The organism is Pseudomonas sp. S32 (genome assembly GCF_016648095.1).
In the GTDB taxonomy this organism is placed as follows: Bacteria; Pseudomonadota; Gammaproteobacteria; order Pseudomonadales; family Pseudomonadaceae; genus Aquipseudomonas; species Aquipseudomonas parafulva.
Window position 1 is genome coordinate 154939 of record NZ_JACVVF010000004.1, and the last position, 17603, is coordinate 172541.

The 17603-nt window shown below is 62.8% G+C and carries 15 protein-coding genes; 14 read left to right on the top strand and 1 reads right to left on the bottom strand.

The genetic code is table 11. The features are described from left to right. Positions 1-72: 72 nt before the first annotated feature. The 12 genes from fabZ (at position 73) to ispD (ending at position 14439) form a co-directional block, all read left to right on the top strand. A complete protein-coding gene (fabZ, locus tag IAE38_RS03880) occupies positions 73-513 on the top strand; it encodes a 3-hydroxyacyl-ACP dehydratase FabZ (RefSeq protein ID WP_056796416.1) in 441 nt (146 codons plus the stop codon). After that, positions 510-1286 carry an acyl-ACP--UDP-N-acetylglucosamine O-acyltransferase gene (lpxA, locus tag IAE38_RS03885; RefSeq protein WP_028634991.1) on the top strand — a complete coding sequence of 259 codons (777 nt, stop codon included), beginning with the start codon at positions 510-512 and terminating at the stop codon, positions 1284-1286. Before fabZ ends, lpxA begins: the two co-directional genes overlap by 4 nt. A 1-nt stretch (position 1287) precedes the next feature. Further along, positions 1288-2415, top strand: coding sequence for a lipid-A-disaccharide synthase (gene lpxB / locus IAE38_RS03890; RefSeq protein WP_201161749.1), 1128 nt, complete (start codon positions 1288-1290; stop codon positions 2413-2415). 1 nt (position 2416) lies between these two features. After that, complete coding sequence (gene rnhB, locus IAE38_RS03895; protein ID WP_201161748.1) at positions 2417-3040, top strand: ribonuclease HII; 624 nt, start codon at positions 2417-2419, stop codon at positions 3038-3040. 86 nt (positions 3041-3126) lie between these two features. Then, on the top strand, positions 3127-6651 hold the full coding sequence (gene dnaE, locus IAE38_RS03900) for a DNA polymerase III subunit alpha (RefSeq protein WP_201216045.1): 3525 nt from the start codon (positions 3127-3129) through the stop codon (positions 6649-6651). Between the two features lie 105 nt (positions 6652-6756). Next, positions 6757-7704, top strand: a complete 948-nt coding sequence (locus IAE38_RS03905; protein WP_201161746.1) for an acetyl-CoA carboxylase carboxyltransferase subunit alpha — start codon at positions 6757-6759, stop codon at positions 7702-7704. A gap of 118 nt (positions 7705-7822) precedes the next feature. Then, positions 7823-9106, top strand: a complete 1284-nt coding sequence (gene tilS, locus IAE38_RS03910; protein ID WP_201216047.1) for a tRNA lysidine(34) synthetase TilS — start codon at positions 7823-7825, stop codon at positions 9104-9106. 270 nt (positions 9107-9376) lie between these two features. Continuing rightward, positions 9377-11005 (top strand): CTP synthase, encoded by a 1629-nt coding sequence (locus IAE38_RS03915; RefSeq protein WP_028634997.1) that lies wholly within the window; start codon positions 9377-9379, stop codon positions 11003-11005. A gap of 3 nt (positions 11006-11008) precedes the next feature. Continuing rightward, positions 11009-11854 (top strand): 3-deoxy-8-phosphooctulonate synthase, encoded by an 846-nt coding sequence (kdsA, locus tag IAE38_RS03920; RefSeq protein ID WP_028634998.1) that lies wholly within the window; start codon positions 11009-11011, stop codon positions 11852-11854. Positions 11855-12006: 152 nt separating this feature from the next. Next, positions 12007-13296: a phosphopyruvate hydratase gene (eno, locus tag IAE38_RS03925; RefSeq protein ID WP_028634999.1), complete on the top strand. Its 1290-nt coding sequence runs from the start codon at positions 12007-12009 to the stop codon at positions 13294-13296. 157 nt (positions 13297-13453) lie between these two features. Further along, the gene (gene ftsB / locus IAE38_RS03930; RefSeq protein WP_028635000.1) at positions 13454-13735 is read left to right on the top strand and encodes a cell division protein FtsB; all 282 of its coding nucleotides are present in this window, start codon (positions 13454-13456) and stop codon (positions 13733-13735) included. Continuing rightward, the gene (ispD, locus tag IAE38_RS03935; protein ID WP_201161744.1) at positions 13732-14439 is read left to right on the top strand and encodes a 2-C-methyl-D-erythritol 4-phosphate cytidylyltransferase; all 708 of its coding nucleotides are present in this window, start codon (positions 13732-13734) and stop codon (positions 14437-14439) included. The genes ftsB and ispD overlap by 4 nt, the downstream gene beginning before the upstream one ends. 163 nt (positions 14440-14602) lie before the next feature. Here the strand turns inward: ispD and IAE38_RS03940 are convergent, their stop codons facing one another. Next, entirely contained in the window at positions 14603-15499 is an 897-nt protein-coding gene (locus tag IAE38_RS03940; RefSeq protein WP_060481753.1) for a LysR substrate-binding domain-containing protein, read from the bottom strand. A 107-nt stretch (positions 15500-15606) separates the two neighbouring features. Between IAE38_RS03940 and IAE38_RS03945 the strand changes: the two genes are divergently transcribed. Both IAE38_RS03945 and fghA read left to right on the top strand, forming a co-directional pair. Then, on the top strand, positions 15607-16719 hold the full coding sequence (locus tag IAE38_RS03945) for an S-(hydroxymethyl)glutathione dehydrogenase/class III alcohol dehydrogenase (protein WP_060481752.1): 1113 nt from the start codon (positions 15607-15609) through the stop codon (positions 16717-16719). Positions 16720-16727: 8 nt separating this feature from the next. After that, on the top strand, positions 16728-17579 hold the full coding sequence (gene fghA, locus IAE38_RS03950; protein ID WP_201161743.1) for an S-formylglutathione hydrolase: 852 nt from the start codon (positions 16728-16730) through the stop codon (positions 17577-17579). The last annotated feature ends 24 nt before the right edge of the window (positions 17580-17603 follow it).

Here is a 17603-nt window from a genome sequence, read left to right on the forward strand (position 1 = left end):
TCTTTGGATTGCAAAAGGAGCGTGTGGTCAGCACCTGCGCTCCCTATTCTTATTACAGGCTTCCCCCCCGAAATGATGGACATCAACGAGATTCGCGAATACCTGCCTCACCGTTACCCGTTCCTGCTGGTGGACCGCGTGACGGATCTGGACTACGAGGCCCAGAGCATTCGTGCCTACAAGAATGTCAGCATCAACGAGCCGTTCTTCAACGGCCATTTTCCGGCGCACCCCATCATGCCGGGCGTTCTGATCATCGAAGCCATGGCCCAGGCGGCCGGTATCCTGGGTTTCAAGATGCTGGATGCCAAGCCGGCCGACGGCACACTGTATTACTTCGTCGGCTCCGACAAACTGCGCTTCCGCCAACCGGTGCTACCGGGTGACCAACTGGTGCTGGAGGCGAAGTTCCTCAGCCGCAAAAGCATGATCTGGAAGTTCGAATGCCGTGCCCTGGTGGACGGCAAGCCTGTATGCTCGGCACAGATCACCTGCGCGGAACGCTCCCTATGAATTTGATTGATCCTCGGGCCATTATCGATCCATCGGCCAGGCTGGCCGATGGCGTCGAGGTCGGCCCCTGGTCGATCGTTGGCCCCGATGTCGAAATCGGGGAGGGCACGGTCATCGGCCCGCATGTTGTGCTCAAAGGCCCGACCCGCATCGGCAAGCACAACCGTATCTTTCAGTTTTCGTCGATCGGCGAAGACACCCCGGACCTGAAGTACAAGGGCGAGCCGACCCGCCTGGTGATTGGCGACCACAACGTGATCCGCGAGGGTGTGACCATTCACCGCGGCACCGTGCAGGACCGCGCCGAAACCACCGTGGGCGACCACAACCTGATCATGGCCTATGCCCACATCGGCCATGACAGCGTCATCGGCAGCCACTGCATTCTGGTCAACAACACGGCGCTGGCAGGCCATGTGCACGTGGGTGACTGGGCGATCCTGTCCGGTTTCACACTGGTGCACCAGTATTGCCACATCGGGGCCCACGCGTTTTCCGGCATGGGCACCGCCATTGGCAAAGATGTGCCGGCTTTCGTCACGGTGTTCGGCAGCCCGGCTGAAGCCCGTAGCATGAACTTCGAGGGCATGCGCCGTCGCGGTTTCAGCGACGAGGTGATCCACGTGCTGCGCCGCTGCTACAAGATCGTCTACCGCCAGGGCCTGACTGTCGAAGATGCCCTGCGCGAGTTGCAGGCACCGGCTGCGCAGTACCCTGAGGTCGAACTGTTCCGTCAGTCGATCGTGAGCTCCGCCCGCGGCATCACCCGCTGATATGGCCCAGCTTTGTATAGCCTTGGTCGCGGGTGAGGCCAGCGGCGACATTCTTGGCTCGGGCTTGATGCGCGCACTCAAGGCGCGTCACCCCGATGTGCGCTTCATCGGCGTCGGTGGCCCGCTCATGGAAGCCGAGGGCCTGCAGTCCTACTTCCCCATGGAGCGCCTTGCGGTGATGGGGCTGGTGGAAGTGCTGGGCCGTCTGCGCGAGCTGCTCAAGCGCCGCAAGCTGCTGATCCAGACCCTGATCGAGCAGAAGCCGGATGCGTTTATCGGCATCGACGCCCCTGATTTCAACCTGACGATCGAACTCAAGCTGCGCCAGGCCGGTATCAAGACCGTGCACTATGTGAGCCCGTCCGTGTGGGCCTGGCGGCAGAAGCGCGTACTGAAGATTCGCCAGGGCTGCGACCTGATGCTTACGCTGCTGCCCTTCGAGGCGCGCTTCTATGAAGAGCAGGGCGTACCGGTACGGTTCGTCGGCCACCCGCTGGCCGACACCATTCCTTTGGAGTGCGACCGCGCTGCTGCCCGTGCCGCCCTCGGCTTGGGTGACGGGCCGGTGGTTGCGCTGATGCCAGGCAGCCGTGGCGGAGAAGTGGGGCGCTTGGGGGCGTTGTTCCTGGATGCAGCCCAGCGCCTGAGCGAGCGGGTGCCGGGGGTACGCTTTGTGCTGCCTTGCGCCAATGCTAGCCGCCGCGCCCAGGTCGAGCAGATGCTGAGCGGCCGCGAGCTTGCGTTGACGCTGCTTGACGGTCAGTCGCACCAGGCCCTGGCGGCCTGTGACGCGGTGTTGATCGCTTCGGGCACCGCTACCCTGGAGGCATTGCTGTTCAAGCGTCCCATGGTGGTGGCTTATCGCCTTGCGCCGCTGACCTACTGGATACTCAAGCGCCTGGTGAAAAGCCCCTACGTGTCGTTGCCCAACCTGCTGGCCCAGCGTGAGCTGGTGCCTGAGTTGCTGCAGGACGCAGCCACCAGCGAAGCGCTGGCCGCCACGCTGGCGCCACTGGTGCGCGATGGCAGCCTGCAGACCGAGCGCTTCGACGAAATTCACCGCACCCTGCGTCGCGACGCCTCCAATCAGGCCGCCGACGCGGTGCTGGCTTTGCTGGAGAGGCGTTGAGATGCAGATAGGGCTGGACTTCAACCTGGTCGAAGACCTGGTTGCCGGTGTCGATGAAGTGGGCCGTGGCCCGTTGTGCGGTGCAGTGGTCACGGCGGCAGTGATCCTTGATCCACTGCGCCCGATCCTGGGCCTTAACGACTCGAAAAAGCTGACTGAAGCCCGCCGAGAGGCGCTGTTCGACGAAATCTGCGAAAAAGCCCTGAGCTTTTGCATTGCCCGCGCCGAAGTCGAGGAAATCGACCGCCTGAACATTCTGCACGCCACCATGCTGGCCATGCAGCGTGCAGTGGAGGGGTTGCACATCACCCCGACTATGGCCTTGATCGACGGCAACCGCTGCCCACGCCTGGCTGTACCCTGCGCACCCGTTGTGCAGGGGGATGCCAAGGTGCCGGCCATTGCCGCCGCCTCAATCCTGGCCAAGGTAAGCCGCGACCGGGAGATGGCTGCCTTCGAGCTCATTTATCCGGGCTACGGCATGGGTGGGCACAAGGGCTACCCGACGCCTGTGCACCTCGAAGCGCTCGCGCGCCTGGGGCCTACGCCCATTCATCGTCGCTCGTTTGCCCCCGTGCGTGCGGCCTGGGAAGCGCGTGACGGCGTGGTCGATTCGCTGATCTGATCAGGGGCCAGCCGCGCGGCCCAACATCCCTTCGCAACTACGCTACAATTGCGCCCTTGTCGTTCAGCACTGCTACAGGATCTTCCATGTCGGTTCCCTTCGTTCACCTGCGCGTCCACTCCGAATTCTCGCTGGTAGACGGCCTGGTGCGGATCAAACCGCTGGCCAAGGCGCTGGCCGGGATGAACATGCCGGCAGTGGCCATTACCGACCAGAGCAACATGTGCTCGCTGGTCAAGTTCTACAAAACCGCCATGGGCGCAGGCATCAAGCCCATCTGCGGGGCCGACCTGTGGCTGGCCGGTGCAGACCCCGAAGCGCCGCTGTCGCGTATCTGTTTTCTGGCCATGAACCCTCAGGGTTACCGCAACCTCACCGAGCTGATTTCCCGTGGCTGGACCGACGGGCAGCGCAATGGCCTGGTGATTCTGCAGCGGGAATGGATCGCCTCCGCCAGCGAAGGGCTGATTGCCCTGTCTGCCGGCCGTGAGGGCGACATCGGCATGGCGCTGCTGGCCGGTAGGCTCGATGAGGCCCAGGCCCTGCTGCAGGACTGGATGGGGATGTTCCCCGACCGGTTCTACGTTGAGCTGCAGCGTACCAACCGGCCTCGCGACGAAGAGTACGTGCATGCTGCCGTGGCCCTTGCCGACCGGCTGGGCGCACCGCTGGTTGCCACCAACGATGTGAGGTTCATCAAGCAGTCCGACTTCGATGCCCACGAAACCCGGGTGTGTATCGGTGAAGGCTGGACCCTGGACGACCCGCGTCGCCCTCGGCTGTACAGCGACCAGCAGTACCTGAAGTCGGCCGACGAAATGGCGGCGCTGTTCAGCGACCTGCCGGACGCCATCGCGAACACCGTGGAAATCGCCAAGCGCTGCAATATTCAGGTGCAACTGGGCAAGTATTTCCTGCCGGACTTCCCGACGCCCAACGGCATGGGTATCGACGATTACCTGCGCCATGTGTCCCACGAGGGCCTCGAAGAGCGCCTGGCAGTGTTGTGGCCGAAGGACACCACGCCGGATTACGAAGAAAAGCGCCAGGTCTACCTGGACCGCCTGAAGTTCGAGCTGGATATCATCATCCAGATGGGCTTCCCCGGTTACTTCCTGATCGTGATGGACTTCATCAAGTGGGCCAAGAACAACGGCGTGCCTGTGGGCCCCGGCCGGGGTTCGGGTGCGGGTTCGCTGGTGGCCTACGTACTGAAGATCACCGACCTGGACCCGCTGGCCTACGACCTGCTGTTCGAGCGCTTCCTCAACCCTGAACGTATCTCCATGCCCGACTTCGACGTCGACTTCTGCATGGACGGCCGCGACCGGGTGATCGACTATGTGGCCGAAGCCTATGGCCGCAACGCGGTCAGCCAGATCATCACCTTCGGCACCATGGCGGCCAAGGCCGTGGTGCGGGATGTGGCGCGGGTGCAGGGCAAGTCTTATGGCCTGGCCGACCGCCTGTCGAAGATGATCCCGTTCGAAGTGGGCATGACCCTGGAAAAGGCTTACGAGCAGGAAGAGATCCTGCGCGATTTCCTCAAGGGGGACGAAGACGCCCGCGAAATCTGGGACATGGCGCTGAAGCTCGAAGGCGTCACCCGCGGTACCGGCAAGCACGCCGGGGGCGTGGTGATCGCGCCGACCAAGCTCACCGACTTCTCGCCCATCGCCTGTGATGAAGAAGGCGGCGGCCTGGTCACCCAGTTCGACAAGGACGACGTCGAGGCGGCCGGCCTGGTGAAGTTCGACTTCCTCGGCCTGCGTACGCTGACCATCATCAAGTGGGCGATGGAGATCATCAACCGCGAGCAGGCCAAGAAAAACCTGCCGGATCTGAACATCGACTTCATCCCGCTGGATGACCGCAAGACCTACGAGCTGCTGCAAAAAGCCGAAACCACGGCGGTGTTCCAGCTTGAGTCCCGGGGCATGAAGGAGCTGATCAAGAAGCTCAAGCCCGACTGCCTGGAAGACCTCATCGCACTGGTGGCGCTGTTCCGCCCGGGCCCGCTGCAATCGGGCATGGTGGATGACTTCATCAACCGTAAGCACGGCCGTGCCGAGCTGGCCTACCCGCACCCTGACTACCAGTACGATGGCCTGCAGCCGGTGCTGGCGCCCACCTATGGCATTATCCTGTATCAAGAGCAGGTGATGCAGATCGCCCAGGTGATGGCTGGCTATACCCTGGGCGGCGCTGACATGCTGCGCCGGGCGATGGGTAAGAAAAAACCCGAGGAAATGGCCAAGCAGCGCGGCGGGTTCATCGAGGGGTGTGCCAATAACGGCATTGATGGCGAGCTTGCGGGTAACATCTTCGACCTGGTAGAGAAATTTGCCGGTTACGGCTTCAACAAGTCTCACTCCGCCGCCTACGGGCTGGTGTCTTACCAGACTGCCTGGCTGAAAACCCACCACCCGGCTGCGTTCATGGCCGCGGTATTGTCTGCGGACATGCACAACACCGACAAGGTGGTGGTGCTGGTGGAGGAAGTGCGCAGCATGAAGCTGCGTCTGGACGCCCCGGACGTGAACTTCTCCGACTTCAAGTTCACCGTCAACAATGATGGGCGCATCGTTTATGGCCTGGGTGCGATCAAGGGGGTGGGCGAAGGGCCGGTGGAGGCAATCGTCGAGGCACGTGCCGAAGGTGGCCCGTTCAAGGACCTGTTCGATTTCTGCGAGCGCATCGACCTCAAGCGCGTCAACAAGCGCACCCTCGATGCCCTGGTGCGCAGTGGCGCCCTCGACCGGCTTGGCCCGCACTTCCACGATGAGATCAAGGCCTACCACGCCCACATCGACATCAACCGGGCAATCCTGCTGGGGGCGCTGGGCGAAGCGATCAAAGCCGCCGAGCAAACTGCCCGCACGGCAGACAGTGGTCACATCGACCTGTTCGGTGGCATGTTCGATGCGGTGGATGCCGACGTCTATGCCAACCACCGCAAGGCGCGGCCCCTCACACTCAAGGAGCGGCTCAAAGGCGAGAAGGACACCCTTGGGCTGTACCTGACCGGCCACCCGATCGACGAGTATGAAGCCGAGATCCGTCGTTTTGCGCGCCAGCGCATCATTGACCTCAAGCCTTCGCGCGATACCCAGACCATCGCGGGCATGATCATTGCCCTGCGGGTGATGAAGAACAAGAAGGGCGACAAGATGGGCTTCGTGACCCTGGATGACCGTTCCGGGCGCATCGAGGCATCCCTGTTTGCCGATGCCTACATCACCGCCCAGTCCCTGCTGCAGACCGACGCCATGGTGGTGGTGGAAGGGGAGGTCAGCAACGATGACTTCTCGGGCGGCTTGCGCCTGCGGGTGAAGCAGGTCATGACCCTGGAAGACGCCCGTACCAAACTGGCCGAGAGCCTGCGCCTGAAAGTGGCGCACGAGGCGCTCAAGGGCGACCGGCTGAAATGGCTGGGCGAGCTGATCACCCGCCACCGGGGTGCCTGCCCGATCACCCTGGAGTACACCGGCAGTGACGCCAAGGCCATGCTGCAGTTTGGCGAGCAGTGGGCAATCGACCCGGCCGATGGGCTGATTCAGACACTGCGTGACCAGTTCGGGCGTGAGAACGTCTTTCTGCAATATCGTTGAACCGACCAAATTTAATCTCGACCTGAATGCGCCTGATCCCTTAAGGTATGGCGCCAAACGGATCAACCGGCCGGCCGCCTGGCCGTAGACCCAAGACGGATGACTATGAACCCGAATTTCCTCGATTTCGAACAGCCGATTGCCGACCTGCAAGCCAAGATCGAAGGCCTGCGCCTGGTAGGCAACGACAATTCGCTGAATATCAGCGATGAAATTGCCCGTCTGCAAGACAAGAGCAATACCCTGACCGAAAGCATCTTCGGCAACCTCACCAGCTGGCAGATCGCTCGCCTGGCCCGTCACCCACGTCGTCCCTACACCCTGGACTACCTGGAACACATCTTCACCGAGTTCGAAGAACTGCACGGCGACCGCCATTTCTCCGACGATGCTGCCATCGTTGGCGGTACTGCGCGCCTGGACGGCAAACCCGTGATGGTCATCGGCCATCAGAAAGGCCGCGAAGTGCGCGAGAAGGTGCGCCGCAACTTCGGCATGCCACGCCCCGAGGGCTACCGCAAGGCCTGCCGCCTGATGGAAATGGCCGAGCGCTTCCGCATGCCGATCCTGACCTTCATCGATACCCCGGGTGCCTACCCGGGCATCGACGCCGAAGAGCGCAACCAGAGCGAAGCCATCGCCTGGAACCTGCGCGTGATGGCCCGCCTGAAAACCCCGATCATCGCCACCGTGATCGGTGAGGGTGGTTCCGGCGGCGCGCTGGCCATTGGTGTGTGCGACCAGCTGAACATGCTGCAGTACTCCACCTATTCGGTGATCTCGCCTGAAGGCTGCGCCTCCATTCTGTGGAAGACCGCTGACAAAGCGGCTGACGCGGCGGAGGCCATGGGCATCACCGCCGAGCGCCTGAAAAGCCTGAACATCGTCGACAAGGTCATCGACGAGCCGCTGGGCGGCGCCCACCGCGACCCGGCTGCCATGTCTGAAAGCATCCGTGCCGACCTGGTACAGCAGTTAGACATGCTGGGTAAGCTCGACCACGACGCGCTGCTGGCGCGTCGCTATGACCGCTTGATGAGCTACGGCGTCTGATTTTTCCGGCTGTCAGGTAATGGCACCGGCGTTGCCGGTTATCGCGGGTGAACCCGCCTCTACAGACAGGTATTGCCTGTAGGGGCGGGTTCACCCGCGAATGGTTTCAGAGGCCCTGATGATCGACCCAACCCCCTGGGTAACCGCCCCTCGCTGGTACATCGCCTTCTCGGGTGGTCTGGATTCCACCGTCCTTCTGCACTGCCTGGCGGCTTACGCCCGTCACCATTCGTGCCCACCGTTGTGCGCCGTTCACGTTCATCATGGCCTGCAGGCTGCTGCCGATGCCTGGCCTGCCCATTGCCAGCGCATCTGCGACCACCTCGGTGTAGAACTGCGCGTTATTCACGTCGACGTCGTGCGCGGCGCCAGCCTGGAACAAGCCGCCCGCGATGCCCGTTACGCTGCCTTTGAATCGCTTATGGGGCAGGGTGACATCCTGTTCACCGGGCAGCACCTGGATGACCAGGCCGAGACCGTGCTGTTTCGGCTGTTGCGCGGCGCAGGCCTGCGGGGGCTGGCGGCCATGCCCAAACAGCGCGCGCTGGGGCAGGGGGCGCTGGTCAGGCCGCTGCTGGGCTGCCCCCGGGAACAGCTGCAAGGCTATGCCCAGGCGCATGGCCTGGCCTGGGTTGAAGATCCTTCCAACAGCGATCTCCAGTACGCTCGCAACTACCTGCGTGCTGAAGTGGTACCGGTGCTTGAGCGGCGCTGGCCCCAGGCCGGCCAGAGTCTCGCCCGCGCCGCCGAGCACCTGGGCGAAGCCTTGGGCTTGCTCGAAGAGCTGGCCCGGGCCGACCTGGCATTGGCCGCGCAAGGCGCACCGGGCACCTGGCCAGGGCTGGACTCGCTGGCGCTGGCCAGCCTGGGGGCGCTGTCGCCCGCGCGGCAGCGTAACGCCTTGGAATACTGGCTCAGCAGCCGTACCCGACTGCCCGATACACGTCATTGGGCCGGGTGGGCAGATTTGCGCGACGCAGCAGCCGATGCCCAGCCCGTGTGGCGGCTTGCCGATGGGCAGGTGCTGCGCAGTCAAGGGCGTATCTGGTGGCTGAGTGGTGATTGGTTGCGACAGCCTGCAGACGGCCTGAACTGGGCCGATGCCGGGGCGCCTCTGGCGTTGACTGGTAACGGCTGCGTGCGACTTGTTGGCGCAGCTGCGCTGGCAGGCCTGCGCATTGCCTACCGCCAAGGTGGCGAAGTGCTGGACGTGCCCGGGCGGGGGCGGCGTGACCTCAAGCGCCTGCTCAACGAGCTGCAAGTGCCGCACTTCCTGCGCGCACGCCTGCCGTTGCTGTACCAGGGCGAGCAGCTGCTGGCGGTCGCCAACCTGCCAGGCCTGGGGCGGGGCGATTGCCGGCTGCACTGGGTACTGCCGAGCAGCGCGCAAGGTTTGAGCTGATGGGTACATTCGGGTAGACTACCCTCCCTTCTTGATACAGCTTCTGTGGGTTCCGCGAAAACACAGGGGTTGCCGATTACCAAGCAGTTTTTTGCTGGGCTGATTCTGAGAAATGACGAGCGAGCTCCATGCCGGGGATACCCCTGGTCTGTACAGACGCGGCAGTTTTTCGAGATGCACTGTGATTGACGCAGGTGATCGGAGGCTTCGGCCTTCCTTCGCTTTCTCCGGCGGCGCTGGCCGCCTTAACGCAGACTTCTAGGGTTTTTCATGACGCGCTACATATTCGTCACGGGCGGTGTTGTTTCTTCATTGGGGAAAGGCATTGCCTCGGCTTCCCTGGCGGCCATCCTGGAAGCGCGGGGCCTGAAGGTCACCATGCTCAAGCTGGATCCGTACATCAACGTCGACCCAGGCACCATGAGCCCGTTCCAGCACGGTGAAGTATTCGTCACCCAGGACGGCGCCGAAACCGACCTGGACCTGGGCCACTACGAGCGGTTCATCCGCACGACCATGACCCAGAACAACAACTTCACCACGGGCCGTATCTACGAGCACGTGCTGCGCAAGGAGCGCCGTGGTGACTACCTGGGTGCCACCATCCAGGTCATTCCGCACATTACCGACGAAATCAAGCGTCGCATCATCAAGGGTGCCGGCGATGCCGATGTGGCCCTGGTGGAAATCGGCGGTACCGTGGGCGACATCGAGTCGCAACCGTTCCTTGAGGCCATCCGCCAGCTGCGCGTCGAAGTCGGCTCCAAGCGCGCCATGCTGATGCACCTTACCCTGGTGCCGTACATCGCCACCGCGGGCGAGACCAAGACCAAACCGACCCAGCACTCGGTGAAGGAACTGCGCTCCATCGGCCTGCAGCCCGATGTACTGATCTGCCGCTCCGACCACCCGGTCGATGCCTCGTCGCGCCGCAAGATCGCCCTGTTCACCAACGTTGAAGAGCGTGCGGTCATCTCGCTGGAAGACGTCGACACCATCTACAAGATCCCAGGCGTGCTGCATGCCCAGGGCCTGGACGATTTCGTCGTCGAGCGTTTCGGCCTGCAGTGCAACGGTGCCGACCTGTCCGAGTGGGACAAGGTGGTGGACGCCAAGCTCAACCCTGAGCATGAAGTCACCATCGCCATGGTCGGCAAGTACATGGAGCTGCTGGATGCGTACAAGTCGCTGATCGAAGCGATGAGCCACGCCGGCATCACCAACCGCACCAAGGTCAACCTGCGCTACATCGACTCCGAGGACATCGAGAACCAGGGCACCAGCCTGCTCGAAGGCGCCGATGCCATCCTGGTGCCGGGCGGTTTCGGCCTGCGCGGCGTGGAAGGCAAGATCACCGCGGTGCAGTACGCCCGTGAGAACAAGGTACCGTACCTGGGCATCTGCCTGGGCATGCAGGTGGCCGTGATCGAGTTCGCCCGTAATGTGATGGGCTGGAAAGACGCCAACTCCACCGAGTTCGACCGCAACAGCGGCCACCCGGTCGTGGGCCTGATCACCGAGTGGGCTGATGCCACCGGCGCGGTCGAAACCCGCAGCGAAGCGTCCGACCTGGGCGGCACCATGCGCCTGGGTGCACAGGACTGCCAACTGGCAGCCGGCTCCAACGTGCACGACTGCTACGGCAAGGACGTGATCACCGAGCGTCACCGCCACCGCTATGAAGTGAACAACAACCTGCTGCCGCAACTGGTCGATGCTGGCCTGGTGGTATCCGGCCGTTCCGAAGACGGTGCACTGGTGGAAGTGGTTGAATCCAAGGATCACCCATGGTTCGTTGCCTGCCAGTTCCACCCGGAATTCACCTCCACCCCGCGTGACGGCCACCCGCTGTTCAGTGGCTTCGTAAAGGCGGCCCTCGCCCAGAAGAACAAGGCCTGACCCATGACCCAGAAGATCATCCGCGTAGGTAACATCGAGATCGCCAACGACAAGCCGTTTGTGCTGTTTGGCGGTATGAACGTGCTGGAATCCCGCGACCTGGCCATGAAAGTGTGCGAAGAATATGTACGGGTTACCGACAAGCTCGGTATCCCCTATGTGTTCAAGGCGAGCTTCGACAAGGCCAACCGGTCCTCGGTCAGTTCTTACCGTGGGCCTGGCATGGAAGAAGGGCTGAAGATCTTCGAAGAGATCAAGCGCACTTTCAATGTGCCGGTGATTACCGATGTGCATGAGCCCTACCAGGCCGAGCCGGTGGCCCAGGTTTGCGACATCATCCAGTTGCCTGCCTTCCTGTCGCGCCAGACCGACCTGGTGGTGGCCATGGCCCGCAGTGGCGCAGTGATCAACATCAAGAAGGCCCAGTTCCTCGCGCCTCAGGAAATGAAACACATCCTGGCCAAATGCGAAGAAGCCGGTAACGATCAGTTGATCCTCTGCGAGCGTGGTTCGAGCTTCGGCTACAACAACCTGGTCGTGGACATGCTCGGCTTCGGCATCATGAAGCAGTTCCAGTACCCGGTGTTCTTCGACGTGACCCACGCCCTGCAGATGCCGGGTGGCCGCGCCGATTCCGCAGGCGGGCGCCGCGCCCAAGTCACCGACCTGGCCAAGGCCGGGATGAGCCAGGGCCTGGCGGGCCTGTTCCTCGAAGCCCACCCGGACCCGGACAACGCCAAGTGCGACGGCCCCTGTGCCCTGCGCCTGGACAAGCTGGAGCCATTCCTGGCCCAGCTCAAGCAACTGGACGACCTGGTGAAAAGTTTTCCGACGGTAGAAACCGCGTAAAGCGCGTTTCTCGGGTAAAGTAGCGCCCGACCTACCCCTGACCATTCGGTCAGGGGCTCCCTTCGCCGGGCCTGCCATCGCAAACCCTCCCGGCGAACGGCAAGAATTCCCTAAGCTGCGTTGTTTTCGTCAATTCTGGAGTGCTTACAACAATGGCAAAAATCGTCGACATCAAAGGTCGTGAAGTTCTCGATTCGCGTGGCAACCCCACCGTGGAAGCCGATGTACTGCTCGACAACGGCATCATCGGCAGCGCCTGTGCGCCGTCCGGTGCTTCCACCGGCTCGCGCGAAGCGCTGGAGCTGCGTGATGGCGACAAGAGCCGTTACCTGGGTAAAGGTGTGTTGAAGGCTGTCGCCAACATCAACGGCCCGATTCGCGAGCTGCTGCTGGGCAAGGACCCTTCCGACCAGAAGGCCCTGGACCATGCCATGATCGAACTCGACGGCACCGAGAACAAGGCCAAGCTGGGCGCCAACGCCATCCTCGCCGTGTCGCTGGCTGCCGCCAAGGCTGCCGCCCAGGACCAGGACCTGCCGCTGTACGCGCACATTGCCAACCTCAACGGCACCCCAGGCCAGTACTCCATGCCGGTGCCGATGATGAACATCATCAACGGCGGCGAGCATGCCGACAACAACGTCGACATCCAGGAGTTCATGGTCCAGCCGGTTGGCGCCAAGACCTTCTCCGACGGCCTGCGCATGGGCACCGAGATCTTCCACCACCTCAAGGCCGTGCTCAAGGCACGTGGCCTGAACACCGCCGTGGGTGATGAAGGTGGTTTCGCGCCTAACCTGGCGTCCAACGAAGATGCCTTGGGTGCCATCGCTGAAGCTGTCGAAAAAGCCGGCTACAAGCTGGGTACCGATGTGACCCTGGCCCTGGACTGTGCAGCTTCCGAATTCTACGAAGACGGCAAGTACAACCTGTCGGGCGAAGGCAAGTCGTTCGACGCCGAAGGCTTTGCCGAGTACCTCAAGGGCCTGACCGAGCGCTTCCCGATCATCTCCATCGAAGATGGCCTGGACGAATCGGACTGGGCGGGCTGGAAGATCCTCACCGACAAGATCGGCAGCAAAGTGCAGTTGGTGGGCGACGACCTGTTCGTGACCAACACCAAGATCCTCAAGGAAGGTATCGAGAAGGGTATCGGTAACTCGATCCTGATCAAGTTCAACCAGATCGGCTCGCTGACCGAGACCCTGGAAGCCATCCAGATGGCCAAGGCTGCAGGCTACACCGCAGTCATCTCGCACCGCTCCGGCGAAACCGAAGACTCCACCATCGCCGACCTGGCCGTGGGTACCGCTGCAGGTCAGATCAAGACTGGCTCGCTGTGCCGCTCCGACCGCGTCTCGAAGTACAACCAGCTGCTGCGCATCGAAGAGCAACTGGGTGCCAAGGCGGTATACCGTGGTCGTGCCGAGTTTCGCGCCTAAGCAAGAGATGGTAAAAAGGCAGCAGCCGCCGCTGCAGGCACACGCGTACTGAATGTGCCTGTAGCCCACGGGTTTCTGTTTACGAAGCCTGGCCTCGGCCAGGCTTTGTGCTATCTGAGCCCCTGAACCGACAGGGTCTTTCAACCTGGATATCTTGATGCGCAGTCCTTATTGGTTGTTCCTGGTCCTGCTTTTGCTGCTGGGTGGCCTGCAGTACCGCTTGTGGGTGGGCAATGGCAGCCTGGCGCAGGTGGCCGAGCTCAAGCAGCAGATCGAAGAGCAGCACGCCGAAAACGAGCGCCTGCTTGAGCGTAACCGCGTGCTCGATGCCGAAGTGCTGGAACTGAAGAAGGGCATGGAGACCGTCGAAGAACGGGCTCGTCATGAATTGGGAATGGTCAAGGAGGGCGAGACCCTCTTCCAGTTGCCGCAGAAATGAACGCGCATCTACCGGCCTTCTGGGCCGTGATCCCTGCTGCCGGCGTGGGTGCCCGCATGGCTGCCGACCGCCCCAAGCAATACCTTGAGCTGGCCGGCAAGACTATTCTTGAGCACAGCCTCGACTGTTTCCTGGGCCACCCCACGTTAAGCGGGGTGGTGGTGAGTGTTGCCGAAGACGACCCCTATTGGCCCGGCCTGCCGTGTGCCAATGACGCGCGCATACGGCGCGCGGATGGCGGCCGTGAGCGTGCGGAGTCGGTGCTGAATGCTTTGTTGCTGCTGCATGCCCAGGGCGCGTGTGACGAAGATTGGGTGCTGGTGCACGATGCGGCGCGGCCTAACCTGGCGCGCAGCGACCTGGACAAGCTGTTGGCGGCACTGGCAGACGACCCGGTGGGGGGGCTGCTGGCGGTGCCGGCGCGCGACACCCTCAAGCGTGCCGACAGCAATGGCCGGGTGAGCGCTACCGTGGACCGTAGCACCATTTGGCAGGCTTACACGCCGCAGATGTTCCGCCTTGGAGCATTGCACCGGGCGTTGGCCGAGTGCCTGGTGTCTGATGTGGTAGTAACCGATGAAGCCTCGGCCATCGAGTGGTCCGGCCAGGCGCCGAGGCTGGTCGAAGGGCGCAGTGACAACATCAAGGTCACGCGCCCCGAAGACCTGGAATGGTTGCGCCAGCGCTGGGCGGGTAGGCGCTGATGGTCGCTCTCCTGTACCGGCCTCTTCGCGGGTAAATCGGATCGCCGCACCGCCGCTCCCACAGGGTCTCCACTGGGTCTGAAATCCGTGAAGTACCTGTGGGAGCGGCGGTGCGGCGATCCGATTCACCCGCGAAGAGGCCGGTATTAAGCAGCACACTCCTTCAGCCGAAACGATACTCCGGCAACCCCGTCAACCCTTGCTTCAGGTAATCCACCAACCGCCGCACCTTCGGCGACAGGTGCCGTTGCTGTGGATACAGCGCCCACACTGCCGTATTTGGCGGCTGGTGTGCCTCCAGCAGTGACACCAGCGCCCCAGTGTTCAGGTGCTCCAGCACGTAGTAATCCGGCAACTGGCACAACCCGATCCCCTGCAGCGCAGCGTCCAGCACTGCCTGCCCGCTGTTGCAGCGCCAATTGCCTTGCACCCGTTGGCTGAGCTCGCGCCCTTCCAACTGCAGCGCCCACACGTCCGAGCTGCCGATCAGGCAGTTGTGGCGGGCGAGCTCGGACACGCTGTGTGGCCTGCCGTAGCGTTCAAGGTAGGCGGGTGAGGCACACAGGTACATGCGCCGTGGCGCCAGGCGCGTGGCCACCAGGCGAGAATCGGCCAGGCGGCCCAGCCTTATCGCCAGGTCCATGCCGTGATGCACCAGGTCGAGGGTGTGGTTGCTCAGCTCCACGTCCACCCGCAACTGCGGGTACAGGGCCATGAAACGCGTCACCAGCGGCACGATGAACCGTTCGCCATACGCCACCGCGCAGGTCATGCGCAGCAGCCCTTTGGGCTCGCTGGCCAGGTCGCCCATGGCGCGCAGCGCTTCCTCGCGGCCGTCTTGCAGGCGCTGGCAATGCTGCAAAAAGGTCTGCCCCGCCTCGGTCAGCGTCACACGGCGGGTACTGCGGTACAGCAGGCGTGTTTGGACCCGCTCTTCAAGGCGGGCGATCTGGCGGCTCACGTGGGACGACGAAACCCCCAGGCGTTCGGCCGCCGCGGTGAACTGGCCAGACTCGGCCACTGCGACGAATTCGTCTATGCCTTCCCAACGGTTAAGCATCGATTGTCCCTGTGCAGCAATAATGTTTTGAGCTGGGGCTGATTATTCATCAAATCAAGGTGAATTACACTGCAGGCCATTGTTCAACACCTGTATGGAGACCTTTGATGATCAAGTCCCGCGCTGCCGTAGCCTTCGAAGCCAAGAAACCGTTGGAAATCGTCGAAGTGGACGTGGCCATGCCCAAGGCCGGGGAAGTGCTGCTGCGCGTTGTCGCCAGCGGCGTCTGCCATACCGACGCCTACACATTGTCGGGCGCCGACCCGGAAGGCATCTTCCCGTCGATTCTGGGCCATGAAGGTGGCGCAATCGTCGAAGCGGTAGGCGAGGGCGTCACCTCGGTTGCCGTTGGTGACCACGTGATCCCGCTGTACACCCCTGAATGCGGCAAGTGCAAGTTCTGCCTGTCGGGCAAGACCAACCTGTGCCAGGCCATCCGCGCCACCCAGGGCAAGGGCCTGATGCCAGACGGCACCACGCGTTTTTCGTACAAGGGCCAGCAACTGTTCCACTACATGGGCACCTCGACCTTCTCCGAGTACACCGTGCTGCCGGAAATCTCCGTGGCCAAGATCCAGAAAGAAGCCCCGCTGGAGAAGGTCTGCCTGCTGGGCTGTGGCGTTACCACCGGCATCGGCGCGGTGTTGAACACCGCCAAGGTCAAGCCGGGTGATACCGTCGCGGTCTTCGGCCTGGGCGGCATCGGCCTGTCGGCGATCATCGGCGCGGTCAAGGCCAAGGCCTCGCGCATCATTGCCATCGACATCAACCCGGCCAAGTTCGAGATCGCTCGCCAGCTGGGTGCTACCGATTGCATCAACCCGAAGGAGTACGACCGCCCAATCCAGGAAGTCATTGTCGACCTCACCGACGGCGGCGTGGACTTCTCCTTCGAGTGCATCGGTAATGTCCAGCTGATGCGTGCGGCGCTGGAGTGCTGCCACAAGGGCTGGGGGGAATCGGTGATCATCGGCGTCGCCGGCGCCGGGCAGGAAATTGCCACCCGTCCGTTCCAGCTGGTTACCGGCCGGGTATGGCGCGGTTCGGCGTTCGGTGGGGTGCGGGGGCGCAGTGAGCTGCCGAGCTACGTCGAGATGTCGCAGAACGGCGAGATTCCGCTGGACACCTTCATTACCCACACCATGGGCCTGGAAGACATCAACAAGGCGTTCGACCTGATGCATGAAGGCAAGAGCATTCGCAGCGTCATTCACTTCTGAGGTTTGCCATGAGCCTGGACAACATCTCCTGCCAGAAAAGCTTCGGCGGCTGGCACAAGCGTTACCGGCATCACTCCAAGGTGCTGGGCTGCGACATGGTGTTCGCTGTGTACCTGCCGCCACAAGCGGAGCAGGGCGCCAAGCTGCCGGTGCTGTACTGGCTCAGCGGCCTGACCTGCACCGACGAGAACTTCATGCAGAAGGCCGGTGCCCAGCGCCTGGCTGCGGAGCTCGGGTTGATCATTGTGGCGCCCGATACCAGCCCGCGTGGCGAGCAGGTACCGGGCGACCCCGACGGTGCCTGGGACTTCGGCCTGGGCGCCGGGTTCTACCTGAATGCTACCCAGCAACCCTGGGCCCAGCACTACCGCATGCATGACTATGTGGTGCAGGAGTTGCCCGCGCTGATCGAGGCACACTTCCCCGCGTCGGGGGAGCGCAGCATCAGTGGCCATTCCATGGGCGGGCACGGCGCGCTGGTATGCGCCTTGCGCAACCCGGGGCGGTATCGCGCGGTATCGGCGTTTTCACCCATCAGCAACCCCATGGATTGCCCATGGGGCGAGAAGGCGTTCAGCCGCTACCTGGGTGAAGACCGCGCCCGCTGGCGCGAGTGGGACGCCAGCGTGCTGCTGGCCGAAACCCCGGCCGGGCAGTGCCCACCGTTGCTGGTGGATCAGGGCGACCGCGATGACTTCCTGGAACAGCAGCTCAAGCCTGAAGCACTTGAGCAGGCTGCGCGCAAAGGCGGTCACGACCTGACCTTGCGCCTGCAACCTGGCTATGACCACAGTTATTACTTCATTGCCAGTTTCATCGAGGACCACCTGCGCCATCACGCCGCGGCATTGGGGCGCTAGCCTGCAAATACAGGTAGAATCACG